The organism is Shinella sp. BE166, assembly GCF_051201095.1.
Classification (GTDB): domain Bacteria; phylum Pseudomonadota; class Alphaproteobacteria; order Rhizobiales; family Rhizobiaceae; genus Shinella; species Shinella lacus.
Genome location: NZ_JBPEHL010000001.1, coordinates 84490 through 109318, shown reverse-complemented (window position 1 = coordinate 109318; position 24829 = coordinate 84490). Strand labels below are relative to the sequence as shown.

The following is a 24829-nucleotide window of genomic DNA, read 5'->3' as shown; positions in this document are numbered from 1 at the left end:
TTTTTCACGACGTGTAAAATCGACCGGCGGACGCCCGTCGGGTTGTGGAAAACGTAGAAAATCGAGTGGCTAGAAGGTGGAGGATGCCTGCGAGATCGAGCGCGTCGCAGCGACTACCAGAGGCGCAAAAATCTCCTCCGCCTTTTCCGGGGTATAACGCGCGTTGGAGACCCCGATATTGACAGCGGCGACCGGACGCCCGGTCTGGTCAAGGACGGCAGCGGCGACCGAGAGATCGCCGGGGAAGAACTCGCCCCAGGTCGTCGCGTATCCGACATTGCGCGCGGTTTCCAGCCGTTCGACAAGGGCCTCGACCGTGTGTACCGTCTGCGGCGTAAAGGCCTGTAACGGCGAGCGTTCGAGCAGCGACCGGGCTTCCGCGAGCGGCAACCGTGAAAGAATCGCCCGGCCGGGCGCCGTGCAGAAGGCAGGCATGCGCGTGCCGACGACGACATCGGTGTTCAGCATGTGCCGGCTCATGAAGCGGGCGGCAAAGACGATCTCCGCGCCATCCGGCAGCGTCAGGTTCACCGCCTCCTCCGTCTCGCGGCTGAGGTGGAGGAGATAAGGCATGGCCTGGTTGACGAGCGGATTGGCGGTGATGAAATGACGCGCCATTTCGAGGCTGCGCAGGCTGAGCTCGAAGCGCTTGGTCACCGGGTCCTTCTGGAGGTAACCAAGCTTGTTCAGCGTGTGGGTGAAGCGCTGCGCTGCACTCTTGTCGAGCCCAACATTGGCGCCGATCTGCGCGAGGCTGAGGCTGCGGTTCGTGCCGTCGAAGGCTTCAAGCACCCGGAACGCCTTCTCCACCGACCGCACCATCAGCGGATCGGCATCGTCGGGATTCTTCGTGTCATCAGAGGACAAGCTCGTCACCTTGGCAATCGCTTCGACGCCCGGGAGGCGGCATGGCAGAACCCGTCCCGTGTAACCCGGCCTCCCGGTATCGGCAAGTCCACCTTCCATTTCCACGCGCCGGCCGACGGCGCGTGCGGTCTGGGGCACTCGCTTTCAACCTCCGTTGGAGGAAGCAAACGGTTGAACCTGGTCGGGCTCACGCCTCAGCGTGGCACGCAGGGTTGCCGCATCGTCGCTTGGCGTCAGGTTGACCAGGCGGCGGTAGTCGCGGTTAAGCTGTGAGATGCTTTCATAGCCCACATCATAGGCCACCGCCGTGATGGTATTGGCTCCGGAGAGACTGCGGCGTCCTTCCTGAAACTTCGGCGCCATCATCGGTGCTAGACATCCAAAAGCCGAAAGCATCATTTTGTAGTGATTGGCACATAAATTTTGAGAAGAGCCCAATCAACTAGTTGTGCACCGATCAACCCAGAAATAGGGCTTCAGTTTTCCTTGACGATGATGCCTTCGTCATATTGCGGCAGGTCGTCCGTGATATCGAACCACGGCGCTTTGGAGCCGACAAACACATGGGCGCTTGGCCGTATCGATGGAGTGTCGACCAAGGTTCCCATGGCGACATGGGCAAACGCCCCGTCCCGTACGACGGCAAAGAGGAACGAGCCGCACGCCTTGCATCGTTCGTCATGCCAGCTACCCGCGTCGAAGATTTGAATCTTGTCCGCTCCATTCGTGATGCGCAACTTCTCGCGCTCTATGCCGGCAAGAGGCTTGAACGCCGCGCCTGTCGCGCGTCGGCAGAGTGAGCAATGACAATTTACGGCGAAGACGAACGCGTCCGCGACCTCATAGGTCACGGATCCGCACTGGCACGACCCAGCGAGGTTGCGGATTTTGGCAGGCTCCTCGACGGGCATAGCGGTCATCCTTGCCGCAGGCCACCAGCAGGCCAGGTGGAAAGCGCCTGCTCGGCGACGGCTTCCAACACGTCGCGGCTGAAGCCGGCCTTGGCCTGTACGGCCATGCCGTGGAGTACCGCCATCAGGAAGGCGGCAAGGGCATCAGGCTTTGCCGTCTCCGGCAAATCGCCCTCGGCCTTTGCCCGTTCGAAGCGTTCTCGAAACTGCACTTCACCCGCCGCGCGAACGTCTATCAGTGCCTGCCGCACGGATTCCGCCTCGTCCGATACGGCCAGGGCGCCGTTGATATTGAGGCAACCCGTATGGCTCGGATAGCGGGTGTTGAGGTCGGCGGCCCTGTAGAGCATGCGCTCAGCAACTTCACGCGATGTCGGGAGCTGGAGGGCATCCGGAATGTAGTCCAGATATCGCTCGTAGTAACGCTCCAGCGCTCGGCGAAAGAGCGCCTCCTTGTTGCCGAATGCGGAATAGAGGGCCGGCCTCTCCACGCCGGCAGCCTCCGTCAGGTCGGCATAGGACGCCCCCTCATAGCCCTTGCGCCAGAACACGCAGAGGGCTGCATCGAGCACTTTTTCGACGTCAAATTCGCGATGGCGTCCCATTAGTTCAATCCGGCCTTTTTCATAACGAGCATTAATAAACCACTTGACAGCGATCGTCAATATTTCATACCAATCGTTATCGTAATGACTGTTACGTTAACGGTCCACGTCAGGAAGGAATATGTTTTGACGAAGATATTTGAAGGCAAGGTCGTGCTCATCACGGGCGGTTCGCGCGGCCTCGGTGCCGCCACGGCGGAAGCGTTTGCCCGTCAGGGGGCAGATGTTGCGATCACGTATGCGGCCTCTGCCGAAAAAGCCGAGGCCGTCGTGGAGGTGCTCAAGGCGAAGGGTGTTCGCGCGATTGCGATCAAGAGCGACCAGGCTGATCTTTCCTCCGCCAGGCCGCTGATCGACAAGGTGATCGCCGAATTCGGCAAGCTCGACATCCTGGTCAACAATGCCGGCATCGCCACCCAGGGCCAGTTGGTGGACGATCCCAACCTCGACGAGGAAAAGTACAATCGACAGTGGCAGGTCAACGTCCTGGGCTCGATCGCCAACACCCGCGCAGCCGCGTCCAGGCTGACGGACGGTGGCCGGATCATCTTCATCGGCTCCCTCCTCGGCTCCTATGTGCCCTTCAAGGGTGTCGCCGACTATGCCGGAACCAAGGCAGCGCTGATCGGATATGCGAAGGGCATCGCGCGCGACCTCGGCCCCCGCAATATCACGGTGAACGTCCTGCAGCCGGGCGCCATGCCCACGGACATGAACAAGGACGTGGCCGGCGAGCTCCCTCCCCTCGACGCCTTCCTGGACCTGCATCCGATCCGTCGCTTTGCAACCCTGGAAGAAGTGGCGGAGGCCGTCTGCTTTCTCGCCGGACCCCATGCGGGCTACATCACCGGCGAGACGATAAACATGGCCGGCGGCCTTGGAATCTGAGCGTCGAAGAGACGCGCGAAGCAGATCCGAATTTTCACAAGCCCAATCGAAGGACAGGAAATGACTGAGAAATTTGGTGCAAAATCGACCGCCGACGAGGTGCTTTCCGGCGTCGACCTCAAGGGAAAGCGGTTCCTCGTGACGGGTGCATCGTCGGGCATCGGGCTGGAGACCGCCCGCTCGCTGGTATCCCATGGCGCCAGCGTCGTCGCGGCGGTCCGGGACCTCGCCAAGGCAGAGACGGCCACCGCCGCGGCTCGCGATGCCGCCTCCCAGGGCGGTGGCAGCCTGGAGCTGATCGCGCTCGATCTGGCATCCTTGCAAAGCGTTCGCGCCTGCGCGGACGCGCTGTTGGCGGACGGGCGGCCGTTCGATGCCATTATCGCCAATGCCGGCGTCATGGCAACGCCGTTCGGTCATACGGTCGATGGCTTCGACGTCCAGTTCGGGACCAACCATCTCGGTCATTTCGCCTTGATCAATCGGATCGAGCCGCTGCTCGTCGATGGCGGGCGCCTGGTGGTGCTGTCGTCGCAGGCGCATCGCGTTGCCGATATCGACCTGGCCGATCCGAACTTCGCGCAACAGGCCTATGATCCTTTTGTCGCCTACGGGCGGTCGAAGACGGCCAATGCCCTCTTCGCGGTGGAGTTCGACAGGCGGCATCGCGGTCGCGGCGTCCGGGCGGCCTCGGTGATGCCGGGCAACAGCCTGACGGATCTCCCGCGCAATTTCTCGCAGGAAGAGTTGCAGGGCCTCTTTGCGACCGTTGGCAAAGCGCGTGCCGATGCGGGCCTTGCACCGGCAGAGCTGAAGGAAATCGCGCAGGCGGCCGCAACCTCGGTCTGGGCCGCAGTCGTGGCCGACAAGGACGAGATCGGCGGACACTATCTCGAAGATTGCGCGATCACGCCGATCAATGACACGCCCAACCCGTTTGCAGGCGGTGTCCGGTCCTATGCGCTCGATGCCGACAGGGCCAGGCAGCTTTGGGCGAAAAGCGAAGAGTTGATCGGCGCTGCCTGATCGAAAGGCGTGGGATGACCAGGGCTTCCTTCGTCATCCCACCCCCACATATGGCGCCTGATCCGGATCGATCAGGCGATCCTCCGGTCAACCATGCCAGTTTCGCACAACGACCGTCGTGCGCCCGCCCCTGGTCCGAACGCCCTCGGCAAAAGCATCCCGATCGCGGACACTTTGGTAGTGGTACGGATAGGCGAAATCCGGCTTGAACGATGCGACGGCGGAGACGCCTTGCTCCGGCGTCAAAGTCCAGGGTGATATCGACAGAAAGGCAATGTGGATGTCTTTCAGCGCCCGCACTTCCGGCGTGGCGTCGGTATCGCCGGATATGTAGATGCGGCGGCCGTCGACGGTCAGCACGTAGCCGTTGTCGCGGCCCTGTGGGTGATAGCGCATGTATTCCGGCACCAGATGATAGGCCGGGATCGCCTCGATATGGACGGGGCCGACCGTTGTTATCCCACCATTCGCCAGCGCCGTTGCCCTCGCCTTGAGCTCCGCCGGAAGCTTCTCGACCGTGGCCGGATTGGCCACCAACCTTGTCTCGGGGCCGATGACCTCTTGCAGGGTGGCCAGGTCGAAATGGTCGATATGTTCGTGGCACATCAACACCAATCCGGGCGTCGGCTGGCCCGCGAACAACGCCCGACCACCGGCCGGATCGTTGTAGATCACCAGGCCGGGCACGGTCAGGACGAAGCTCGCGTCCCCGATCGGAACGACGACGATCTCGCCGTTGTCCGTCCTGTATCTGTCACCCGCTTCCTCGGCCCACACCATCGACGAAGACAGTCCGGCGACCGGCAGGGAGGCGAGGCACGCAAGTCCGATTTGCAGGGAGCGACGTCGTGTCAAATCCATCTCAATCACCTGTTTTTCCGTGTTTTTCAACTAGCCGCATGCGGAGGCGCGCAAGGCGTCCCCGCATGCACGTCGTCGCTCTTCAGGCGTTGTACCCGCCATCCACCGTGACGACCGAACCGGTCATGAAGCTCGAAGCGGGGCTTGCCAGGAAAGCCACGACGGCCGCTATATCGGCCGGCTCGCCGTAGCGACCGAGCGATGTCAGCCGGCGGTTCATGAGGGCCAGTTCACTGCCGTTGTCCGGATTGAGGTCGGTATCCGTCGGTCCCGGCTGAACCAGATTGATGGTGATGCCTTGCGGGCCGAGTTCGCGGGCGAGGTGGCGCGTCAAGCCGAGCAGCGCGGACTTGGTCAGCGAATATCCTGCAATGCCGGTGAACGGGGCGCGTTCTGCGGCATTCGAACCCGTGGTGATGATGCGTCCGCCCTGCCCGAGATGCGGGATCGCCGCCTGTGTGGCCAGCACCGCCGCACGGACGTTGACGGCCAGAAGCGTATCGATGTCGGCAAGCGTCAGGTCGGTGAATGCCCCGAAGCGGGCGTTGCCGACATTGTTGACCAGGATGTCGAGGCCACCGAGCCCTGCTACCGTTTCCTCGACCGAGCGCTTCACGGCCGCCGAGTCGCCGCTGTCGGCCTGAATGGCCATACCGCGCCCGCCCTTCTCTTCAATCGCCCGGACAACCGCGGCGGCTTTGTCGGTCGATTTCAAATAGGTGATAACGACATCCGCGCCTTTGTCTGCGAGCGCCAAAGCGATCGCGGCACCGATCCCGCGCGAGGCGCCCGTCACAAGGGCGCGCTTGCCAGCCAGTTCTCCCTTCGTGTCTTGATTGTCGCGGCGCGTTTCTTGAGCGGCCACGGCGCCCGAAGCGACTGCCATTGCAGCAATTCCGGCGGACGCTCCAAGCACCATATTGCGCCTGCTGATTCCCAATTCGTGTTCGGTATGCATGATTCACTCCATAAGAGCTGACGAGTTTTCAGGGCATGTCTGCCGCTGCAAACTCTGTCCCCTGCCCGCCTTCATGGATATGCAGATCCGATCAGAGACTGGTGGGATACTCTCAATGACGCCGTTCTCGACCCGAACGCGCTGCTCCCATCCTGACCATCCAAAGGAACTTTCGACGTCTCACCCCATTCCCTGTTCGATCCGTCTCGTCCATGTTCCTTTGCGAAGGTCACCGCCATGTCATCGACAACGCTTCCCGACATTGCCCGCAAACTCAAGAAGATCGATTTTTGCATGATGTCGACGCATGGCGCGTCCGGTGCGATTTCCAACCGGCCGATGAGCAGCAACGGCGATGTCGAATACGACGGCGACTCCTGGTTCTTCTCCTTTGAGGATACGAATAAGGTCACCGATATCGGCCGCGATCCGCAGGTTTCCCTTTCCTTTACGGAGCCGCCCAGCCTGCTCGGCAAACCCGGGATGTTCATCTCCATCGAGGGTGAGGCCCGCATCATTCGCGACAAGGCCGAATTCGAGCGGCACTGGGTGCCTGACCTCGAACGCTGGTTTGCGCAGGGAGCGGAAACGCCGGGGCTGGTGCTGATCAATGTCCGGGGTGCGCGTGTTCAATATTGGGACGGTGAGGAAAACGGCACCATCCCGCTGTGAAAACACAGGAAAGCCGCAGGCTTCGTCTCCCGCATAGTTACGGCTTGCGTTCGAAGAAGCGCGCCCATATACCTCAAGTAGGTTACTTTTGGTATATACCATGTCGGACACATCCACAGAACCGCCGGCTGCCGCGAAGCGTGTACGGCTGAGCCGAGAGGATCGGCTGCACCAGCTTCTGGACGTGGCATGGAGGATCGTGCGCGAGGAAGGTACTGACGCGCTAACGCTGCCGCGCATGGCTGCGGAGGCTGGCGTTACCAAGCCGGTGATCTACGACCATTTCGGGACGCGAAATGGCCTGCTGACTGCGCTCTATCAGGATTTCGACCTGCGCCAGACAGCGGTGATCGATGCTGCGATCGAGGCCAGTGCGCCGACCTTGGAGGCGATCGCGCGGGTCATCGCCTCGTCCTATGTCGAATGCGTCCTGTCCCAGGGACGCGAGATTCCCGGTGTACTGGCAGGACTCGCCGGGTCGCCCGAGTTGGCGACCGTCAAGTGGGACTATCAATTGGCCTTCATCGAGAAGTGCCGGAAGATATTCGCGCCCTTCACAGGCTCCAAGGGCATCTCGCGTGCCGCTTTCTGGGCCATGCTCGGGTCGGCCGATGCCTTGTCCAATGCCGCAACGACAGGCGAGATCACGGCCGAACAGGCGCAGGCGGAACTTTACGATACCATCATCGCGATGATCGCAAGAAGCCATCGCTGAAGGCGGCTTTTTCCGGGACCGGCGCCGGCTGGAGGGGATGGACGGAAGCAGCGGGCAGAACGCCCCTATATTGGGCGAGCTTGGTGGCCGTGAGACATTGTCAGCACACGCCCTATCGGTGAATGTGACAAGAATTGTTCTTTCCCATGCAAGCAGAGAATTTATGTTTTCATCCGCATTCGACCTGAAAAACTTCAGGCTTCCTGCCGCACGCGCACGACGCAAACCTTCAGACATCGTCTATGCCAATTCCGACGCGCTGCCGCGCGGCGCGCTTCTGGCGCTGGCGGGCCAGCATGCGGTGATGGCCATCGCGCTGTCGACCTACGCGTTGGCCGCCGCCAAGCTCGGCGGATTGTCCGTGGCGGAGACCCAGACCTTTCTCACCTGCTCGATCCTGGGCATGGCGATTGCGACCTTCCTGCAGGCGTGGGGCGGGCGCATTGGCGCCGGAGCGCTGATCGTGCATATCCCCGGCCCGATCATGGTGCCCTTCGTCGCCGTCGTGCTGCGTGATTACGGTGTCGGCGGCATGCTGATGCTGGGCCTTGCCACGGGCCTGCCGGCGATGGGGCTCAGCCGGCTCATCCCGCATCTGCGCGCGCTGTTTCCGCCGACGGTGCTCGGCGTCGTCGTCTGCATGGGCGGCTTGTCGCTCATTCAAGGGGCCGCGCGGCAGTCTCTGGGCATCAGCGAAAGCTTCCAGGTCGATCCGCTCAGCGCCTTGATCGCCGGCGTCACGCTGACGACGGTCGTTGTGCTGTCGGTGTGGGGCAGCAGCAAGATGAAGCTTTTCGGCCTCGCCGCCGGCATCGTCGCCGGCGTTGTCGTTGCCGCCCTGTGCGGACGGCTGACCGGGCTCGAATTGTTCGCCACCGCGCCGGTGCTCGCATTGCCCGTGCTCCCGGCACCCGTGTTCAATTTCGATTTTGCCTTGCTTGCCGTCATCGTGGTCGTCGGCCTTCTCGGACAATTCGACACCTTCGCCAGCACCGTCATCGTCGACCGCATGGACGACGCAGACTGGCACCGGCCGGACATGAAGACGGCCGGTGGCGGCGTGATGGCGAACGGCATCGGAAACGTGCTGTCGGGATTGCTGGGCGCCATGCCGACCGGCGCCTCCTCCGCCAATATCGGCTTGAGCCACGCCACCCGCTCGACCTCGCGCTGGATCGGCATCGTCGCGGCCGCGGCTATCGCCATCGTCGGTTTGCTGCCGCAAGCCACGCTGGCGCTGACGATCATTCCCACTCCGGTGATCGGGGCCATCCAGGTCTACGCCGCCGCCTTCCTCATCGTCTCCGGCATCGAGCTTGCCACGTCTCGTGCCATCGACAGCCGAAGCATCTTCATGATCGGGCTGTCGCTTTTTGTCGGCCTGACGGTCATGCTCATCCCTGAGCTTGCCGAAAGCGTTCCGGCTTCGGCGCGCCATTTCGTCGGCAGCGGCTTCGTCATGGCGGGCTTCGTGGCGATCGTGCTCAACCTGCTGTTTCGCATCGGCACCTCAATGGTGGCCCAGCGCGAGCTGGGTGAGGAAGCCGACCTCATCACCCCGGTCACCGAATTCGTCGAGGAACAGGGCGGCATATGGGCAGCGCGTCGCGACGTGGTCAGCCGGGCAGCGCTGGCGGCTATCGAGGCCACGGAACTCATTGCGGCCGCCGGAGAGGACCGGCGCGCAGTGGCCGTTCGCGCCCGTTTCGACGAGTTGAACTTCGACGTGGAGATCCTGCACAGCGGCCCGCCGCTGGTGCTCGCCGGCGTCGAGGCGCCGGAGATCGAGGATTGGCTCGAAGCGGACGACGACGCCGTGGCGCGTGCGATGGCGAACGTATCCGCGGTTCTCGTCCAACGCCTCGCCGATCGCACGAATGTCGGCACCCGGAACGGCCAGGCTTTCGTTTTGCTGCATTTCGATCACTAGGGAGCGGCTCTCAAGGCCGCATCGACGTGTTCATTCTTGACGATGGAGGCCGAGCGTCTGCGCCCGGTGGCGCAGCGCATGATCCCGGAAATCATGTCGGCACGCTGATCGACCCATCTCCTAAAATGTCCATCGCGACCGACCGAAGGGCTGCTCCGTCGATTGCCTCTTCGCATTTTTTCGGTTTCTATAGGCAGCCTGATGAGCGGACCGAGGTGGCGCGCCTGCGAACCGGGTGCGCGTAATGCGGAGCAGAAAGCATGCTGGGACGCCCCGAAAGACATGCAGGTCTCCACTTTATCATCGCGCTATTCCTGCTTCTGATTGCCGGCGCATCGACCTCCAGAGCGCAGGTGTCCGCCTCGCATGGCGCATTCGATGGTGTTGCCCTCGTTATCGGAAACGCCACGTACCAATCGGCAAGCCGGCTCGCCAACCCGGCCAATGATGCCAAGGCGATGGCCGAAAAACTCGGCGGCCTCGGTTTTCGCCTGCACACGGCGATCGACCAGCCGAAGGATGCCCTGCAGGAGACGATCCGCCGCTTTGCCGAGGACCTTTCCAGCGCCGACGTGATCTTCGTCTTCTATGCCGGCCACGGCCTCCAGCTGGATGGTCGCAATTTCATCGTGCCGGTCGACCTCGCCCGCAACGGACGGCGGGACGACCTCATAGCAGTCGATACGATCCTCGCGGCCATCGAGGCGAAGGCAAAGCCGGATGCGGCCAAGATCATCGTACTCGATGCCTGCCGCGACAATCCGTTCAGCGGCCTGGTGCACGGCGCCGGCGGATCGCGCGGACTTGCCCGGATCGATCTGCCCAAGCCGGTGGCCGGGGCAGCGAGTGCCGGATATTTCCGCGTCGTGGCCTTTGCCACGGCGGCGGGCCAGGTCGCCTCCGATGGCCGCGGCGAGCACAGCCCCTATACCGAAAGCCTGCTGCGCTTCATCGACCAGCCCGGGCTGGAAGTGTCGGAAATGTTCCGCCTTGCCGCGGGCGACGTGCTGGCCAGCACCAACGGCGTGCAGAAGCCCGAATATCTGGTGCAGACCAGCCGCACGCTGTTCTTCCGCCCGCCGAGCATTACGGAGTGCGACCGGCTTGCGGTCGACGCGCGCAATTTCGTCGGCCTCAAGGGCATCACCTTCGAAGATATCGACGCCGTGAAGGCCGTGCCCGCCTGCCTCGAAGCCGTTGCCGGCGAACCGCAAAGCGCCCGGCTCCAGCACAATCTCGCCCGCGCCCTGGAAAAGGCCGAGCGCCTGACCGAGGCGTTGGAGCACTATCAGGCAGCCGCCGACAAGGGCCACCCGGCCGCCATCAACGCGCTCGGCATCATGTATCTCGCCGGATGCGGCATGGCGAAGCCGGATGTGGCGCACGCGCTCCAGCTGATTTCGAGAGCCCGCGATCTCGGCGACCTCGAAGCCGGATCGACGCTCACCTCGCAGGACCTGATGCCCTACCTCTCCGACCACGGGAAAACCGCGCTGACCCAAGCGCTGACGCAGACGGGAATCAACGTCGCCAGCCCGGAACAACTGCCCGACGCGGTCGGGGCCTTCCAGCGGCAGGCGCGGCTCAAGTCAGGCGGGCTGACGCTCGAAACGATCCACGCGCTCAAGATCTATGACGCCGTGCCGGCGGGGTTCCGATGCCATTGACGGTCTGCGAAGGGAGAAGACGATGAAACGCCTTTTCATAGCTATGCTTCTCGGCGCGCTCGCGGAACCGGCAGCGGCCGGCGGGATCGTCGAGAATTTCGAGACGCCGGCGGAATGCAAGGATACCGGCAACCTGAAAATCGAAGCCTGCCTGGCGGCCATGGGCGGCGGGCTGGACGGCGAGGTGGAAAGCCGGCTTGCCGCCGTGCTCGCCGCCTCCTCGGAACCGGACGCAGTGCGCGCCGCGCAGGAAGCCTGGCTCGCCTATCGCAAGGCAACCTGCGATTACTTCGCCGGGCAAGAGGGCATCGTCGGGGTCATCCAGGGCCTGCAATGCCTGCGCTGGACATCCTGGCAGCGGATGAAGGAACTCGACGGGCTTCTCGGCATCGTGCCGCCGGAAGAAGGCGAGGCGCAGGCGGAGGGCGGGCTCGAACCGGATTTCGACACGCTCGCCGACTCGCAATATTCCCCCCGCGCCTTCGGCTTCGGCGATTACACCTGGTACATAAAGAAGCGTTACGGCGCGACGCTGGTCGAGAAGGCGCTGGCGGCGCGCGGCTTCGAAGCGGAGACCGCGAAGGCCATCGCCACGGATTGGGACGCCTGGCGATACCACCCGGAAAACGGACAGCCCCTCATCGAGAGCGCACCGATCAGCGCCAGCGACGCCAACCTGCAAGCGCTCGCCGCCAGCTTCCCCGAATGCATGCGCGACCTCGGCAAGGCCGATTGCCGCATCAACTATTCCATAGAGCTCGGCTGCCGGCTGGATCCGCCCGTCGCCAAGGCCTGCCAGAGCGTCTTCGATATCAAGCGCACCATCGCCGCCGGCTATCAGCGCGATGGCCGCACGGCGTCGCTGTTCTCCAGTTTCCAGTCCCATTCGGTCTACGGCATGGCGGGCTGCATCGCGGAAGGCGGCAAGGGTGCGGGTCTTGCGGTCTTCGCGCCGGACAATGCGGAAACCGTCAGCAAGCTCACCTTTATCGCCCAGCCGGCGGGCGGCGATGCGCAGGTGAAGACGGTCGATATCGAGACGCTGCCCGAGCGCGAAACCGCACTTTGCAGCAAACTCGTCGGTTGGACGTTCGACGAAAACAACAATGCGATCGGCTCTGGAGACACCGAACTCTACGCCCTCTCCGTGGAAAGCGCGTTCTCGCAATATCGCGAGGATGCCGCTGTCTCCGATCCGGCACGCGACCCGGACTATGCCGATCACCTGCAACGCGTTGTCAAAGCCCTTGAGGAGGCCGGCCTATGAGCCGTCTTGCAACCGGCCTGTTCGTCGCCATGGTCTCGATGGCTGCCCCGGCGCTTGCCCAGGAGGTATCCGACTGCGAGAAACACGCTGTGGCGCCGGAGCGGTGCGCGGCCTGGCGATCCGCCGCTCAAGCGGAAGCGCTCGCCCTCACCCTTCGCCAGCTTGACGCCCATGTCGCGGACCTCGCCGCCACCGGCAAGATCGCGCAGGAAAAGGCCGAGACACAACGCTCACAACTGGCCGCATCGCAGGCCGCCTGGGAAACGTTCAGCGAGCGCCAATGCGCGCTTGCCGGCGCGAATCCCGCAGGCCCTGAGGCCTGCCGCCAGGCGATGGCCGAGGCGCGGCTCGACGAATTGCTGGATCCCGATGTTGCGGAAGCGGGCCTTGCGGACAAGAGCTGGTCCGAACGACGCGTGCAGCAGAGCGCGTTCCAGCGCGATGCATGGGTCATGCTGCGGCTCGGCGTGCCGCCGATGCGCACCGTTGCCGACCGCGTGGCGCTCGCCACCGGACCGCGCAAGGTGCAGGACTGGAGCTTCCGCAAGGATGTCAGCGATTTCCAGGCGAAGATCCGCCAGGTGAGCGGGTTCGGGCCGCTGACGTCCGGCTTCATCGCCGCCGAATGGGACATGCTGCGCTACGACCCCGAGACCGGCGCGCGGCTGCACCAGTCGCCGGAAACGATCGAGGGCAGCCCCGCCGACAACAACTGGGACAAGAACGAGGCCGAAGCCTTCGCAGGGCGGCTGCCGGCCTGCCTCAAGAACCTCGCCGACCCGCAGTGCCGAGTGCAATATTCCACCGAACTCGGCTGCCGCTACGACGCTGACATGGCGGCATTCTGCCAGGCAAAGCTCGATGGGCTGCGCGGCGTTTTCCAATCTTTCTCGGCAACGAACCCGGAGCATCGCGACCGTTTCTACAAAGCTGTCGCCTGCCTGACACCCGCTCCCTTCGATGACGGCTTTTCCCAATCCTTCCTCACCGGCATGCACCAGCAGACGTCAAACCCGTCGGGCGGCGAGAACAGGCTATGTTCGGAACTCGGCCTCACAGCGGATGGCGACGGCTGGTCGGCCCGCAATGTGCCGGTCTTCGGCATGGTGATGGACCTGGAAATCCGCTGAATTCCATCACCTGCACCAGCGTTCGACGGCGAGCGCTATGGCTTTCGTGCAATCGACCAGGTCGCGCACGGAGACGCGTTCGTTGGGTTGATGCGATTGTGCCGGGTCGCCCGGCCCGAAATTGACTGTGGGCGTGTTGCCAAGCCCGCTCGGCAGGCCGATGTCGCTATGGGCGCCAAAACCTGAGAGGGTCGGAGACAGGTTTGCGGCCTTCACCGCCTCCTGGAACGTCTGCACAAAGGGATTATCGGCCGGGATTTCCGCGCAATCGGCATCGAGGATCCATTCCACCCGCGCTGGGTGAAGGCGAAGATAGGGATCGACCTGGCAGACGTTGAAGACGTGTTCCTCGATCTCCCGCTTGACGTTTCCGCCAAGGGCGAACTCGTCCTTCTCGCTCGGCAGATATTGGGCGTCGATGATGATTTCCGCCCGACCGGCCATGGAAGACGGGTGTTCGCCGGCGCTCACCTGCGTCACGATAATCTGGTTCGGCTGGTCCATCAGCGGATGGTTCTTCTTCGGATCGAACATCCAGCGGCGGTTGAGGATGTCGATGCCGTCGAGCATCTGCCGGCAGAGCTGAACGGCGTCGACCGGACCGCCCGAATACCAGGCATTCGGCGTCAGTTCCGCATGGCCGCCAATGCCGTCGATGATGATCTTGCCCCACAGGATGCCGTGACAAAGGGGGGCGATCTTGTTGGCGGTCGGTTCCGTCATGATGCCGGCATCGGCATGGAAGCCGCGATCGACCATGGCGAGCGAGCCCATGCCGCCGATCTCCTCGTCCACCACGGTGGTGAAAACGATATCGCCGGAAAGCGGCACATCGAGGCCCTTCAGGATTTCGACCGCCATCAGCATGCAGGCGACGCCGCCCTTCATGTCGATTGTTCCGCGGCCATGCACGAAGCCGTCCTTCAGGACCGGTTCGAAGGGGTCGGTCGCCCAGTGTTGTGCGGCACCCGGAGGCACCACGTCGATGTGGCCCGTCAGCATGATCGAGCGGCCGCCGCCGGTGCCCTTGAGGACGCCGCCGAGATTGGGCCGGCCTTCGAAAGTACGACCCTTGTTGGCGCCGGGGCGGCCCTGGTACTTGGCGTAGAGTGCGGGGCCATCCGGGTCCCACAGGTCGGTGGTGAAGCCCAGCGCCTCCAGCCGGCCCTGCAGATAGAGCTGACAATCGCGTTCGCCGGGACCGGCCTCCTTCGGGTTCGATTTGACGATCGAGGGGAAGGCGACGAGAGCGCTCAGGGTTTCGACGATGCGGTCGGCCTGGGCCTCGACCCGCTCGGCGATGGTTTCTTCAAGGGACGCCATGAACTATCTCCAGTGTTGCGAAAGGCGATCGGCAAGGAGCACGAAAATCAGCAGGGTGCCGACGATACCCACCTGCCAGACCGTATTGACGTTGAGCTGCAAGAGCCCGGTCCTGAGCGTGACCAGCAGGATGACGGCCGCAAGCACGCCGCCGACCCCACCCCGGCCGCCCGTGATCGCGATGCCGCCGAGCATGGCCGCCGTCAGCGATTCCAGTTCCAGGTTCTGGCCGATATTCGCCCGGGCGCTGCCGAGCCAAGCGACGGAGACGAGGGCCGCCGCCCCGCCAAGCGCGCCGCTTGCGGCATAGAGGATGAGGCGCGCGCGATCGACCGGGATGCCGACCAGCCGCGCCGAGCGTTCGTTGAAGCCCATGGCGTAGATCCAGCGCCCCCAGGCGGTCCAGACGAGGACGATGCCCGTTATAGCGAAGGCCGGGAGGGCGATGGTCAGGAAGGTCAGGGGGATGCCGGCCAGCGTGCCGCGCCCCCAGCCGAGCAGCCAGGCCGGTACGCCGGACTGCGCAGCCCCACCCGTGAGCGCCAGCGCCAGCCCGGAATAGATGAAGAAGGTGCCGAGCGTCGCGATCAGCGGCAGGAGAGTGAGCTTCGTGACCAGGATACCGTTCAAAGCGCCCAGAAACGTGCCGATGAGAATGCAGGCGGCCGGCAGCAGCACCGGCGGAAGGCCGAGCTTGACGAACAGCATGGCGACGATCGCGGATAGCGAAACGATACCGCCGACCGAAAGGTCGATGCCGGCGCCACCCGCCATGATGACCAGCGCCTGCCCAAGGGAGACGAGCGCCAGGATGGTGGAGAACTGGATGATCGATGTCATCGTGCCAAGGCTGAAGACCGTAGGCTTCAGCGCGAGCAACATGACGAGCACGACGACCCAGAGAAGTGCGAGCAGGCTCAGCGTGAGGGCCGGACCTTGAAGCGTGCGAAGGCGGGTCATTTGCGCACCCATCCGGTTTGCGGGAAGGACAGGCGGCCGGCGGCGACTTCGAGCACGAGCACGCCGATCAGCAGCCCACCGGTCAGGACCGGTTGCCAGAGCGATGGCACGCCGACGAGAAGCAGGCCGTTTTGCAGGATGCGCAGCAGGAGCACGCCGAGCACGGTGCCGAGAAGGCTGCATTTGCCGCCGAGAATGCTCGTGCCGCCGAGCACGACTGCGGCAATCGCATCGAGCGCCAGCGTCGTGCCGATCGTCATTTCCACATTGCGATAGTTGGCGACGTAGAAGGTGGCGGCGAGCCCCGTCAGCGCGCCGCTGACGATGAAGGTGGCGAAGCGCACGCGCACCACCGGAATGCCGGACAGGCGCGCCTTCTCCTCCGAATTGCCGATCGCCAGCAGGTGGAGCCCATAGGGTGTGCGCCGGAGCGCCAGCCAGACAGCGAGGTAAGCGAGCGCTATCAGGAAGGCTGCGACCGGGATGCCGAGGAAGGTGGCTGCCAGGACGTCGGTGAGGCCGGTCGGCAGGCCTGACAGCCATTGCCCGCCGAGCAGCACGAAGATCGCGGTGCGATAGACCCCGAGCAGACCGAGCGTGCCGACGATGGCCGGCACGCGCCCGAGCACCACGACGGCCGCAGTCACCAAGCCGAGGCCGGCGCCGATGACCGGTCCCGCCAGCGCCGTGACACCGACCGGCAGGTCTGCGCCGAGCGCCCGCCCGACGCCGATTGCCGCCAGTCCCATGACGATGCCGACGGAGACGTCGATACCGCCCATGGCGAGCAGAAGGGTCATGCCGAGACCCACGAGCAAAAGCTCGACGCTGTTGCGCAGCAGGGTCGCGGCATTGCCCGACGTCGCGAAATAGGGCGATGCGACGGAGAAGACGATGATCGCCACGATACAGGCGGCCAATAGCGACCACTCCCGACCGTTCCTTGTCAAAACACCGTTCATCACCGGTCGCACCCTCCCTTCACGCTGCTTCAGAAGTCGAACTTGTCGACGTTTTCCGCCGTGAAGACGGCCGGCGGTCCAAGCAGCAGGATGCCCGTGGTGGCATCGTAGGTGACCGGCTGGGCAAAGCCCGGAACCGTGTTCTCCGCCTCGAAGGCCTTGCCGTCGATGAGCTGTTTTCCAGCCCAGACGGTGAGGTAGCCGAGCTGTGCCGGATCCCACAGGACGGTGAAGCCGAACGCGCCGCTCTTGAGATAGGACCGAGCGGTGTTCGGGCTGCAATAGCCGGCACCAATGACGCTGCCGATCTTGCCGGCGGTCTCGATCGCCTGCGCGACGCCCGGGCATGTGGTCGAGGCGACCGCGATGATCGCCTTGATATCGGGATTGGCCGCCATCAGGTCGCCGGAGATCTGCGCTGCGCGCTGCGCCGTGCCGCCGGCATATTGCGGTTCGAGCAGTTGCAGCTTGGGATACTTCGCGGCCGCCTGCTTCTGCATAAAGCCGATCCAGGCATTCAGGTTGGAGGCCGTCGCCTCGCCGGAGACGATGCCGATCTTCGCATCCTCGCCGACGCGCCCGACCAGCTCGTCGATGATCGTGCTGCCAAGCCCCTCGTCGGTCGCCTGGGCGACATAGACCGCGCGGCCGCTATCGGGCGCATCGCTGTCGCTAGTGAAGAGCTTGATGCCCTTGGCAGTCGCCGCCTCGACGACGGGGGCGATGCTGGAGGCATCCAGCACGCTGACCGAAATGGCGCCGACACCCTGATCGATCAGGTTCTGGACAATCTGCAACTGGTCGACCGGGTTGGTGTCAACCGGGCCGCTATAGATGAACTCGACGCCGAGTTCCTCGGCCGCCTTCTTTCCACCAGCCTCCATGGCGTTGAAGTAGGGAATGCCGATCAGCTGCGGGACGAAGGCGACTTTCGGCTTGTCCTGGGCAAAGGCGGCGGTTGCGACGGCGAGCGACACCGCGGACACCGTCAGCATGGTCTTGATCTGTTTCAGCATGGCGATTTTGAACCTCTCTGGACGTATTGGACGTGCTTTTTAGTTTGTTCTTTCCAGCGCCCGCACGTCGGGATGGGCGCCCGTTATCAGCGAAACGATCTCTTCGGGATTGGTGTCGGCGCGCAGCCTTTCGGCGACTTTGCGCCCGCGGCGGAACACCACCATGCGGTCGGCGACCTCGAAGACATCGGAAATGTTGTGGCTGATCAGCACGACCGCGCAGCCGCGCTCGGCAAGCCGCCGGGTCAGCGACAGGACCTTGCGGGTCTCGGCCACCGCGAGTGCCGCCGTCGGCTCGTCCATGATGACCAGCTTGGCGTTCAGGTTGAGCGCCCGGCAGATGGCCACCGCCTGCCGCTGGCCGCCCGACAGGCTACCGACCGGCGCTTCCGGATCGGAGATATGGGCATCCAGTTCAGTCAGCAGCGCATCCACCCGCTTGCGCATCTCCCCGCGCTTCAGGAACGGAATGCCGAGGACCGAACGCTTCAGCTCGCGGCCGAGAAAGACGTTTTCGGCAATCGACAGGTTTTCCGAGAGCGCCAGCTCCTGAAAGATCGTGGCGATGCCCGAGGAGGCCGCATCCTTTGGCGAGGCGAAGGAGACCGGCGCGCCTTCCACCAATAGCTCGCCGCTGCTCTGGGCATGCGCCCCGGCGAGGATCTTGATGAAGGTCGATTTGCCCGCACCGTTGTCGCCGAGAAGCGCCAGCACCTCGCCGGCATTGATGTCGAGATCGACGCCGGACAGCGCCGTCAGGGCGCCGAAACGCTTGGCGATGCCTCTTGCTGCGAGAAAGGGTGCGGTCATGTCGGCAACCCCTTACGATGCCTGCCGGGCGGCCCAGCCCAGCATGTTCTTCCACAGCTTCGCGTAACCCGGCCATTCGACGAAGGTGTTCGGGAGCCAGTGCGGGCCGATATCGGATGTCCAGGCGACGGTGCGGCCCTTGCCGTAGGTTCCGGTCACCAGCAACGGATGCCCGCCCTGATCGTCGGGAAGTGATGCCAGCACCTCGACATCGTCGCGCTCCCGCGCAACGACTTCGTTGGCGCCGAGCAGCACCGGCCATTCACCATCGATGCCGGCAAAGATCGCGTGGTCGGCGTTGATGACGGGGCGGAAACCTTCGGGGATTTCCAGGCGGTCGTCATAGGGAAGGCAGGTGACGGGGAGCGCGTCCTCGACTGCCGTGCGGTGCCAGCGCGCCTTGCCGTCGATGCCCTGGAAGCTGAAATAGCCGCCGATCATGATCAGCCCACCGCCGGCCGCCGTCCAGTCGCGCAGGAGCTTCAGCCGGTTGGGAATGGTCTTGCCATGCAGCCAGACATCGGGATGGAGCAGCAAAGAATTCGCGCCGATATCCGACAGGATGATGACGGCATATTCCGAGAGGCCTTCGAGCGTGAACGGCAGCTTTTCCACGGCCTCGTGGGCGGTCATGTAGTGAAGGTCGAATTCGCTGTCTTTCAGCGCCGCGACCAGCGGCTCGGCGCCCAGATGAAAGGTCACGCTGCCGAACTGGTCGAAACCCTTGTAATGGGTCGCCGAACTCACCCAGCTCTCCCCCACCAACAGCACCTTGGTCTTCGTCATATCCATTCTCCTGTTCTCGACAGAGCGCCGGTGTGTTTCACCGGGCCATCTTTTCCCGTTCGGGCGCGCGGGCCGCTTCCAACTGCGCGAAGCTCGCGATGTATCCTTGGGCACCCTCCACCGTCGTGGTGAGGCTGCCGCCAATGGCGGCATAGCGCGCGGCGTCTTCCAGCGAGGCGCCATGCAGCCAGAGGCTGAGGAAGATGCCGGCAAAACTGTCGCCCGCGCCGGTGGCGTCGACCCGGTCGACCGGTAAGGCCGGAACCTCGATCTGCGGCGCCCCGGTCTTGCGGAAGACGACCGCGCCGAATTCGCCGAGCGTCAGCACCACGTCGCCGCGCTTGCGGATCTGCGACAGCATGGCGTGCGTCTGCTCGATCATCGTCGCCATCGGCGTGCGGAAACCGAAGATCTCGCGCAGCGTCACGTCGTTGATGAAGGTGAGGTCGATGCACTGGATCATCGCGGTAAAGGCATCCGGTGTGCGCACGCTCGCCGGCAGGCCGGCCGAATGCAGGCTGACCTTCCACCCCGCCTCATGAAAGCGGGCGATGGAGCCGGTCATGCTCTCGTAGTGGAAACCCTCGATATGCAGGCAGGCGGGCCGTGTCTCCCGCTGGATGTCCATGTTGGCCGTCAGGTCGACCTCATTCAGCTCGAACGGTTCGCTGATGATGGTGCGGCTGCCGTTGCGCTCGATGATGACCACGGCCTGCGAGAGGCGGCTGTTGAAGGTGCGCCGTAGCGGCAGCGCATGCACGCCGAGCTTCGAGAGGGACGCCAGCGCCCAGTCGCTTTCGGGATCGTCGCCGACGGCCGTCGCAAGCTCCACATCGAGCGCATAGGGCTCGCCGACCGCTGCGGCCGCCACGGCAAGGTTCGCCGCCGGACCGCCGAGCGCCTTCTCGATATGCTGGGCCGTGATGCGATCGTCGCGGTGGGGCAGCACATCGACCCGGCACAGGAAGTCGACGCTCACACGGCCGACGACCAGCAGCCGGGGCAATGTGGCAAGGCCGGGCTTGCGCAGGGTCTGGCCGGGAAGCGACCGGGCGATCGCGCTCGGCCGGTACATCAGGTCGGAAATGGCCTTCTCGATCCGCTCGCGTGTCGCCTGCTTGATCGTCGCCGTATCATTGATGAAATTCGACACCGTGCCGATGGAAACACCGGCGGCATGGGCGACATCAGCAATGGTTGGACGCTTGCGTTGCATGGCGGTCGATCCAATTGAAGCGCTTCAACGCTAGAGCTGGAGTAGACCGAGGACAACAGAATTATATTCCAAATCAGCCTACAAACTGGACCGAAGAACTGAAATTTAAGCCACGAACAGGGAATTTTATACGGCAAGGAGCTTATTTTTGAATTTATTTCAAAATCCGATTTCTAGCGCCCGATTACTATAGCGAGCGCGTCAGGACGTCGCCGGACGCGCTCATATCCGGCGACGGTTTCGACAAGCGGTCACGCCACGATCGGCGCGCCCGTCGGATCTGGTTCTCCGTCGAAGAACAGATAGACGGCAGCAATCCGTCCGTCACTGGCCACGACGAAATCGGTGCCCGCATAGGCAGGCGGCTCGCCGGGATCGCCGGCAACCCACTGCAACCGTCCGGCCAGCCCATGCAACTCCTCGGCCGGAGCGACGGGCGAATATCGAAACGTCGATGGGTGGCGCGTATCACGCCCGCAATGCGGGAGATTTCGTCGCGGCCGCGATAGATGCCGTGCGGCTCGACGAAGACGGCATCCTCATGGAAGATCTCGTCGACCACGGCCCGGCGGCGGGCGGCATCGCCCTCGCCGAACACGTCCAGGAGATTGCGCATCAGCAGCGTGGCGATGTCGTGGGACATGGCAGCTCTCCTATCCTCGCCGTTCAGATCTGGACCTGCCCGCCGTCGACGAAGAGCTCGACGCCGTTGACGAAGGAGGCTTCGTCCGAGGCCAGGAACAGGACGGCCTTGGCGATCTCCTCGGGCTGGCCGATCCTGCCCGCGGGGATGAGGCCGGCCAGGTAGGTCTTCGTGCCGTCCGCCTCGTCGCCGCCACCGAAGAGTTCGTTGAGGCCGGCCGTTTCCGTTACGCCGGGGCTGATCGCGTTGACGCGGATGCGACGATCCTTGAGATCGAGGATCCAGTTGCGGGCGAAGTTGCGCACAGCCGCCTTGGTGGCGGAATAAACGCTGAATGCCGGCGTGCCGGAGACGCCGGTGGTGGACGACGTCAGCACGATCGAGCCGCCGTCGCGCAGCAGCGGAAGCGCCTTCTGCACGGTGAACAGCACGCCCTTCACGTTCGTGTCGAAGGTCTTCTGGTAGTGCTCTTCCGTGATGGCGCCGAGCGGGGCGAATTCGCCGCCGCCGGCATTGGCGAACACCACGTCGATATGGCTGTGCTTCTGCTGGACGGCGTCATAAAGACGGTCGATGTCGGCGAGCTTGCTCATGTCGCCCTGGACGGCCGTGACCCGGCCGCCAATCTCCTTGACGGCGGCGTCCAGCGCTTCCTTGCGGCGCCCGGTGATGAAGACCGAAGCGCCTTCGGCAGCAAATGCCTTCGCGGTGGCCAGACCGATGCCACTGGTGCCGCCGGTGACGACGACGGTCTTGTTTTCGAACCTGTTTGTCATTGTCTTGCTCCTTTGTTTCAGCCCGTTGCTGATGAAAACAAGGTGCGCACAGAACGCTGATGCGAATAGTCGGCAAATGTGATACCCATCGTTCCACAAGAGGAACGCTGGCATGCGAACGGATCTGAACGACCTCGTGTATTTCGCCGAAGTTGTCGCCCATGGCGGGTTCGCCGCCGCCGGGCGCGCGCTGCGCGAGCCGAAGTCGAAGCTGAGTCGACGGGTGGCCGGCCTGGAGGAGCGCCTCGGCGTCCGGCTCATCGAGCGGTCAAGCCGCCGTTTCCGCGTCACGGATGTCGGCCAGAAATATTACGAGCGATGCCGCGCGATGCTGGCGGAGGCCGAACGCGCCGAAACGATCGTCGCCGAGGCTCATTCCGAGCCGCACGGCCTGATCCGGATGAGCTGCCCGACCGGGCTGGTAGAATCGGTCAGCCCGGTCGTGGCCCAGTTTCTGGAACGATACCCGAAGGTGCACCTGCAACTCGTCGCCGTCGACAGGGCCGTGGACCTGATCGAGGAAAGGATCGATGTCGCGCTGCGCGTCCGCACGGCGCTGGACAGCGACGCCTCCCTGACGATGCGTTCGCTCGGCAATTCCATCCGCATCCTCGTCGCCGCGCCGCAACTGGCGAGCCGGATCGCCGACCTCGATCAACTGTCAGCCCTTCCGACGCTTGCGACCAGCGACGAGCAGGTCGAGGTCGACTGGCATCTCGAAACCGATGATGGCCGGACGCATGTGATGCGCCACACGCCGCGCATGGGATGCGCCGATTTTTCCGCTATCCGCGCGGCGGCCATCGCTGGCCTGGGCATCGCACTTCTGCCCGACCATACCTGCCGAGAGGCGCTCGCAGCAGGGTCTCTGGTGCGCGTCCTTCCCGCCTGGCGCGGCGTTCAAGGTCTGGTCCACCTCGTCTTCACGACACGCCGCGGGCTTCCCCCGGCCGTCCGCAGCTTCATCGACAGTCTCGCGGCCGGGTTCCCGCGCGACGCATTGGTCCGGCATCCGCGATGAGATCGGTTGCGCAAAGTTTGGGTTGACCGCCTTCGATGGCGAGGCGACACTTCAACCAGCAGTGAGGCAGGAGAAAAACGATGGATGAGCCAGACCGTTGGCGCCACATGGCGGGCGCGCCGAGAGACGGCAGCCGGATCCTCGTCACGGTCCGCTCGTCCGAGCAGGGACCGGCGGAAGTCGACGTCGCCTACTGGTCGAACGGCGACCAGTTCGGCGCAGAAGGCTGGCGCGCCTCCGATTCCTCACCCGGCCGTATCGTCGAATATGCCGAGCCGGAGCTGAAGTGTTGGATGCCGATGCCCTCGGCCAATCCCAACCGCGCCTCCACACCCTCCCCCTGGGAAGGCGACGACGCCCAGCAGCTCGACGGGTCGGGAATCTGACGAGCCCGCTCCGCCATGCGGCAACGAAACATTGGCGAGCCTGAGACCAGCCACCTACCGGATCACGGCTCGGATGTGTTATCCCATGCCCCAGCGTTCGATCGGCTGAGAGGCATGGCATGAAACTTCCGACAACGAATTTTGCTCGGCCTTTCGGGCTGCTGACACTCGCAGCCGGCATTGTCGCCCTCAGCGCGCCGGTGGCTCTGGCAAGTCAGAACGAATGCGGCACGCGCGGCGCCAGCATCATCCAGAAAGCCTATCCTTCCGCGAAAAGCACCTCCGACGGTCTTTTCGAGGCCGGCGGCGAGACCATCAAGCTTCCGACGGACAGCGGTGACGATCCGCATTCGATGATCTGCCGGATTTGGCCGGCGCGGCCTGAACTTACGCTGGTCGCCGTGCCGCTCATGCGCGAACAATCGGACGACGGCAATGAAGGCGATATCGAACTGCTCGTCGTCGATAGCGACAGCCTTGATCTGAAGGCACGCCTGCGGCTTCCGAAGCTGATGTCCGACGATGCCGTTTTCGTCTCAAGTGTCGCCTTCGATACCGCGCGCTATCACCTCGCTCCCGGCAAGACAGCCTTCGGGCTGCGCCTTTCGCTTCAGGGCAGTTCACGCCCCAATCCCTTTGGCGAAACGGCCCTCTGGCTCTTTCTGCTCGACGACGATGCGCTCAAACCCGTGCTGGACAATATCGTGGTCGCCGAGGGCCAGGGAGAATGGGATACCAACTGCGCAGGCGAGTTTCACGATACGGCGCGTACACTTTCGATGAGCCCCTCTGCGCAAAGGGCGTTCGCCGACATCGTCGTCAGCGAGAAAAAGACGACGACCATCAGCGCGCCGGACAAGGATGGAGAATGCATCGACAAGAAGCAGACGACCGCTGGCGAATACCGCCTGCGGTATGAAGGGGCCGCCTACCGCGTTCCCAAAGAGCTCCAGCGGATGGAATGAGATCGCCGCATTCCATTTGGTCGCGCTTGTAGTGCAACGCCGCGTCGGCAACGTTATGGCTCGAAACACGATCGGTATTTTCCTCGTCGGTTTTCGAACGCCCGCACCGTAAATTCTGCCGGATAATCCAGTTGTCATTGAGACCATGGCTAAACCCGTGGCCAATCACGCCACCAATCCACCAAAATGGAGGTGCGCCAGCCGGCTGATTGTTTTCGCTGCCGCATGAAAAAAATTGGGAGGTTCGTCGTCTTACGATCTGTGCGCCGATGGCGAAGCGGTTTCAGTTAACAGCCGGAGGGAAGATGCGTTCACGCTCGACCGACCAAGAACCACGCGAAACGAAAAGCCACGCCCGGGATTATCGCGTCTCCACGCGCGTCCACGTTCCCCACACGACCGCCCAGGGCCTTGCCGCGCCGCCTGTCTAGCCGACGAACCTTTCCGGCACCCTTCCTGCCATGGCCA

Annotated in this window: 26 protein-coding genes; 11 read left to right on the top strand and 15 right to left on the bottom strand. The window is 63.8% G+C overall.

Translation table 11 applies throughout. The annotated features are described in order from the left end of the window. Nucleotides 1–69 precede the first annotated feature (69 nt). The 4 genes from J2Y63_RS00465 to J2Y63_RS00450 form a co-directional block, all read right to left on the bottom strand. The gene (locus J2Y63_RS00465; protein ID WP_435264426.1) at nucleotides 70–1005 is read right to left on the bottom strand and encodes an IclR family transcriptional regulator; all 936 of its coding nucleotides are present in this window, start codon (nucleotides 1003–1005) and stop codon (nucleotides 70–72) included. Nucleotides 1006–1011: 6 nt separating this feature from the next. Continuing rightward, nucleotides 1012–1233: an AraC family transcriptional regulator gene (locus tag J2Y63_RS00460; RefSeq protein WP_435264425.1), complete on the bottom strand. Its 222-nt coding sequence runs from the start codon at nucleotides 1231–1233 to the stop codon at nucleotides 1012–1014. A 110-nt stretch (nucleotides 1234–1343) separates the two neighbouring features. Further along, entirely contained in the window at nucleotides 1344–1778 is a 435-nt protein-coding gene (locus J2Y63_RS00455) for a GFA family protein (RefSeq protein ID WP_435264424.1), read from the bottom strand. 5 nt (nucleotides 1779–1783) lie between these two features. Continuing rightward, nucleotides 1784–2383, bottom strand: a complete 600-nt coding sequence (locus J2Y63_RS00450) for a TetR/AcrR family transcriptional regulator (protein ID WP_435265020.1) — start codon at nucleotides 2381–2383, stop codon at nucleotides 1784–1786. 126 nt (nucleotides 2384–2509) lie between these two features. Here J2Y63_RS00450 and J2Y63_RS00445 point away from each other — a divergent pair, with 126 nt between their 5' ends. Together J2Y63_RS00445 and J2Y63_RS00440 are read left to right on the top strand one after the other, a co-directional pair. Then, a complete protein-coding gene (locus J2Y63_RS00445; RefSeq protein WP_435264423.1) occupies nucleotides 2510–3271 on the top strand; it encodes an SDR family NAD(P)-dependent oxidoreductase in 762 nt (253 codons plus the stop codon). A 60-nt stretch (nucleotides 3272–3331) separates the two neighbouring features. Next, nucleotides 3332–4297 (top strand): SDR family NAD(P)-dependent oxidoreductase, encoded by a 966-nt coding sequence (locus J2Y63_RS00440; RefSeq protein WP_435264422.1) that lies wholly within the window; start codon nucleotides 3332–3334, stop codon nucleotides 4295–4297. 87 nt (nucleotides 4298–4384) lie between these two features. Here J2Y63_RS00440 and J2Y63_RS00435 read toward each other — a convergent pair whose 3' ends face one another. After that, nucleotides 4385–5188 (bottom strand): MBL fold metallo-hydrolase, encoded by an 804-nt coding sequence (locus J2Y63_RS00435; RefSeq protein WP_435264421.1) that lies wholly within the window; start codon nucleotides 5186–5188, stop codon nucleotides 4385–4387. A gap of 52 nt (nucleotides 5189–5240) precedes the next feature. Then, entirely contained in the window at nucleotides 5241–6116 is an 876-nt protein-coding gene (locus tag J2Y63_RS00430; protein ID WP_435264420.1) for an SDR family NAD(P)-dependent oxidoreductase, read from the bottom strand. Between the two features lie 237 nt (nucleotides 6117–6353). Between J2Y63_RS00430 and J2Y63_RS00425 the strand changes: the two genes are divergently transcribed. From J2Y63_RS00425 to J2Y63_RS00400, 6 genes are all read left to right on the top strand, one after another. Next, on the top strand, nucleotides 6354–6788 hold the full coding sequence (locus J2Y63_RS00425) for a pyridoxamine 5'-phosphate oxidase family protein (protein ID WP_435264419.1): 435 nt from the start codon (nucleotides 6354–6356) through the stop codon (nucleotides 6786–6788). Nucleotides 6789–6888: 100 nt separating this feature from the next. Beyond that, nucleotides 6889–7503 carry a TetR/AcrR family transcriptional regulator gene (locus J2Y63_RS00420; RefSeq protein WP_435264418.1) on the top strand — a complete coding sequence of 205 codons (615 nt, stop codon included), beginning with the start codon at nucleotides 6889–6891 and terminating at the stop codon, nucleotides 7501–7503. A 163-nt stretch (nucleotides 7504–7666) separates the two neighbouring features. Continuing rightward, entirely contained in the window at nucleotides 7667–9433 is a 1767-nt protein-coding gene (locus J2Y63_RS00415; RefSeq protein ID WP_435264417.1) for a uracil-xanthine permease family protein, read from the top strand. A gap of 260 nt (nucleotides 9434–9693) precedes the next feature. Continuing rightward, a complete protein-coding gene (locus tag J2Y63_RS00410) occupies nucleotides 9694–11100 on the top strand; it encodes a caspase family protein (RefSeq protein ID WP_435264416.1) in 1407 nt (468 codons plus the stop codon). A gap of 22 nt (nucleotides 11101–11122) precedes the next feature. After that, nucleotides 11123–12367, top strand: a complete 1245-nt coding sequence (locus tag J2Y63_RS00405; protein ID WP_435264415.1) for a lysozyme inhibitor LprI family protein — start codon at nucleotides 11123–11125, stop codon at nucleotides 12365–12367. Then, nucleotides 12364–13497: a hypothetical protein gene (locus J2Y63_RS00400; RefSeq protein ID WP_435264414.1), complete on the top strand. Its 1134-nt coding sequence runs from the start codon at nucleotides 12364–12366 to the stop codon at nucleotides 13495–13497. Before J2Y63_RS00405 ends, J2Y63_RS00400 begins: the two co-directional genes overlap by 4 nt. Before the next feature lie 6 nt (nucleotides 13498–13503). Here J2Y63_RS00400 and J2Y63_RS00395 read toward each other — a convergent pair whose 3' ends face one another. From J2Y63_RS00395 to J2Y63_RS00355, 9 genes are all read right to left on the bottom strand, one after another. Then, entirely contained in the window at nucleotides 13504–14820 is a 1317-nt protein-coding gene (locus J2Y63_RS00395; RefSeq protein ID WP_435264413.1) for a M20 family metallopeptidase, read from the bottom strand. Nucleotides 14821–14823: 3 nt separating this feature from the next. After that, nucleotides 14824–15780, bottom strand: coding sequence for an ABC transporter permease (locus J2Y63_RS00390; protein WP_435264412.1), 957 nt, complete (start codon nucleotides 15778–15780; stop codon nucleotides 14824–14826). Continuing rightward, nucleotides 15777–16742 (bottom strand): ABC transporter permease, encoded by a 966-nt coding sequence (locus J2Y63_RS00385; protein ID WP_435264411.1) that lies wholly within the window; start codon nucleotides 16740–16742, stop codon nucleotides 15777–15779. The genes J2Y63_RS00390 and J2Y63_RS00385 overlap by 4 nt, the downstream gene beginning before the upstream one ends. A 29-nt stretch (nucleotides 16743–16771) precedes the next feature. Continuing rightward, nucleotides 16772–17758 carry an autoinducer 2 ABC transporter substrate-binding protein gene (locus J2Y63_RS00380; RefSeq protein ID WP_435264410.1) on the bottom strand — a complete coding sequence of 329 codons (987 nt, stop codon included), beginning with the start codon at nucleotides 17756–17758 and terminating at the stop codon, nucleotides 16772–16774. Nucleotides 17759–17797: 39 nt separating this feature from the next. Further along, nucleotides 17798–18568 (bottom strand): ATP-binding cassette domain-containing protein, encoded by a 771-nt coding sequence (locus tag J2Y63_RS00375; protein ID WP_256115209.1) that lies wholly within the window; start codon nucleotides 18566–18568, stop codon nucleotides 17798–17800. A 12-nt stretch (nucleotides 18569–18580) separates the two neighbouring features. Then, nucleotides 18581–19354 (bottom strand): glutamine amidotransferase, encoded by a 774-nt coding sequence (locus J2Y63_RS00370; RefSeq protein WP_435264409.1) that lies wholly within the window; start codon nucleotides 19352–19354, stop codon nucleotides 18581–18583. Between the two features lie 37 nt (nucleotides 19355–19391). Continuing rightward, on the bottom strand, nucleotides 19392–20570 hold the full coding sequence (locus J2Y63_RS00365; RefSeq protein ID WP_435264408.1) for a PfkB family carbohydrate kinase: 1179 nt from the start codon (nucleotides 20568–20570) through the stop codon (nucleotides 19392–19394). A 187-nt stretch (nucleotides 20571–20757) separates the two neighbouring features. After that, on the bottom strand, nucleotides 20758–21213 hold the full coding sequence (locus tag J2Y63_RS00360) for a nuclear transport factor 2 family protein (protein ID WP_435264407.1): 456 nt from the start codon (nucleotides 21211–21213) through the stop codon (nucleotides 20758–20760). Nucleotides 21214–21236: 23 nt separating this feature from the next. Next, nucleotides 21237–21989: an SDR family NAD(P)-dependent oxidoreductase gene (locus J2Y63_RS00355; protein WP_435264406.1), complete on the bottom strand. Its 753-nt coding sequence runs from the start codon at nucleotides 21987–21989 to the stop codon at nucleotides 21237–21239. Between the two features lie 112 nt (nucleotides 21990–22101). On the opposite strand from J2Y63_RS00355, the gene J2Y63_RS00350 reads away from it, so the two are divergent. The 3 genes from J2Y63_RS00350 to J2Y63_RS00340 all read left to right on the top strand — a co-directional run bounded on the left by J2Y63_RS00350 (nucleotide 22102) and on the right by J2Y63_RS00340 (nucleotide 24361). Then, complete coding sequence (locus J2Y63_RS00350) at nucleotides 22102–23010, top strand: LysR substrate-binding domain-containing protein (protein ID WP_435264405.1); 909 nt, start codon at nucleotides 22102–22104, stop codon at nucleotides 23008–23010. 80 nt (nucleotides 23011–23090) lie between these two features. Further along, the gene (locus J2Y63_RS00345) at nucleotides 23091–23396 is read left to right on the top strand and encodes a hypothetical protein (protein WP_256115215.1); all 306 of its coding nucleotides are present in this window, start codon (nucleotides 23091–23093) and stop codon (nucleotides 23394–23396) included. A gap of 119 nt (nucleotides 23397–23515) precedes the next feature. Then, a complete protein-coding gene (locus tag J2Y63_RS00340; protein WP_435264404.1) occupies nucleotides 23516–24361 on the top strand; it encodes a hypothetical protein in 846 nt (281 codons plus the stop codon). Nucleotides 24362–24829: the final 468 nt, after the last annotated feature.

Coding starts and splice junctions, on each gene's coding strand:
- J2Y63_RS00460 (WP_435264425.1), bottom strand. CDS start 1,233: ATGATGGCGCCGAAGTTTCAGGAAGGACGCCGCAGTCTCTCCGGAGCC.
- J2Y63_RS00455 (WP_435264424.1), bottom strand. CDS start 1,778: ATGCCCGTCGAGGAGCCTGCCAAAATCCGCAACCTCGCTGGGTCGTGC.
- J2Y63_RS00450 (WP_435265020.1), bottom strand. CDS start 2,383: ATGGGACGCCATCGCGAATTTGACGTCGAAAAAGTGCTCGATGCAGCC.
- J2Y63_RS00440 (WP_435264422.1), top strand. CDS start 3,332: ATGACTGAGAAATTTGGTGCAAAATCGACCGCCGACGAGGTGCTTTCC.
- J2Y63_RS00430 (WP_435264420.1), bottom strand. CDS start 6,116: ATGCATACCGAACACGAATTGGGAATCAGCAGGCGCAATATGGTGCTT.
- J2Y63_RS00425 (WP_435264419.1), top strand. CDS start 6,354: ATGTCATCGACAACGCTTCCCGACATTGCCCGCAAACTCAAGAAGATC.
- J2Y63_RS00420 (WP_435264418.1), top strand. CDS start 6,889: ATGTCGGACACATCCACAGAACCGCCGGCTGCCGCGAAGCGTGTACGG.
- J2Y63_RS00415 (WP_435264417.1), top strand. CDS start 7,667: ATGTTTTCATCCGCATTCGACCTGAAAAACTTCAGGCTTCCTGCCGCA.
- J2Y63_RS00410 (WP_435264416.1), top strand. CDS start 9,694: ATGCTGGGACGCCCCGAAAGACATGCAGGTCTCCACTTTATCATCGCG.
- J2Y63_RS00405 (WP_435264415.1), top strand. CDS start 11,123: ATGAAACGCCTTTTCATAGCTATGCTTCTCGGCGCGCTCGCGGAACCG.
- J2Y63_RS00400 (WP_435264414.1), top strand. CDS start 12,364: ATGAGCCGTCTTGCAACCGGCCTGTTCGTCGCCATGGTCTCGATGGCT.
- J2Y63_RS00395 (WP_435264413.1), bottom strand. CDS start 14,820: ATGGCGTCCCTTGAAGAAACCATCGCCGAGCGGGTCGAGGCCCAGGCC.
- J2Y63_RS00390 (WP_435264412.1), bottom strand. CDS start 15,780: ATGACCCGCCTTCGCACGCTTCAAGGTCCGGCCCTCACGCTGAGCCTG.
- J2Y63_RS00385 (WP_435264411.1), bottom strand. CDS start 16,742: ATGAACGGTGTTTTGACAAGGAACGGTCGGGAGTGGTCGCTATTGGCC.
- J2Y63_RS00380 (WP_435264410.1), bottom strand. CDS start 17,758: ATGCTGAAACAGATCAAGACCATGCTGACGGTGTCCGCGGTGTCGCTC.
- J2Y63_RS00375 (WP_256115209.1), bottom strand. CDS start 18,568: ATGACCGCACCCTTTCTCGCAGCAAGAGGCATCGCCAAGCGTTTCGGC.
- J2Y63_RS00370 (WP_435264409.1), bottom strand. CDS start 19,354: ATGACGAAGACCAAGGTGCTGTTGGTGGGGGAGAGCTGGGTGAGTTCG.
- J2Y63_RS00365 (WP_435264408.1), bottom strand. CDS start 20,570: ATGCAACGCAAGCGTCCAACCATTGCTGATGTCGCCCATGCCGCCGGT.
- J2Y63_RS00360 (WP_435264407.1), bottom strand. CDS start 21,213: ATGTCCCACGACATCGCCACGCTGCTGATGCGCAATCTCCTGGACGTG.
- J2Y63_RS00355 (WP_435264406.1), bottom strand. CDS start 21,989: ATGACAAACAGGTTCGAAAACAAGACCGTCGTCGTCACCGGCGGCACC.
- J2Y63_RS00350 (WP_435264405.1), top strand. CDS start 22,102: ATGCGAACGGATCTGAACGACCTCGTGTATTTCGCCGAAGTTGTCGCC.
- J2Y63_RS00345 (WP_256115215.1), top strand. CDS start 23,091: ATGGATGAGCCAGACCGTTGGCGCCACATGGCGGGCGCGCCGAGAGAC.
- J2Y63_RS00340 (WP_435264404.1), top strand. CDS start 23,516: ATGAAACTTCCGACAACGAATTTTGCTCGGCCTTTCGGGCTGCTGACA.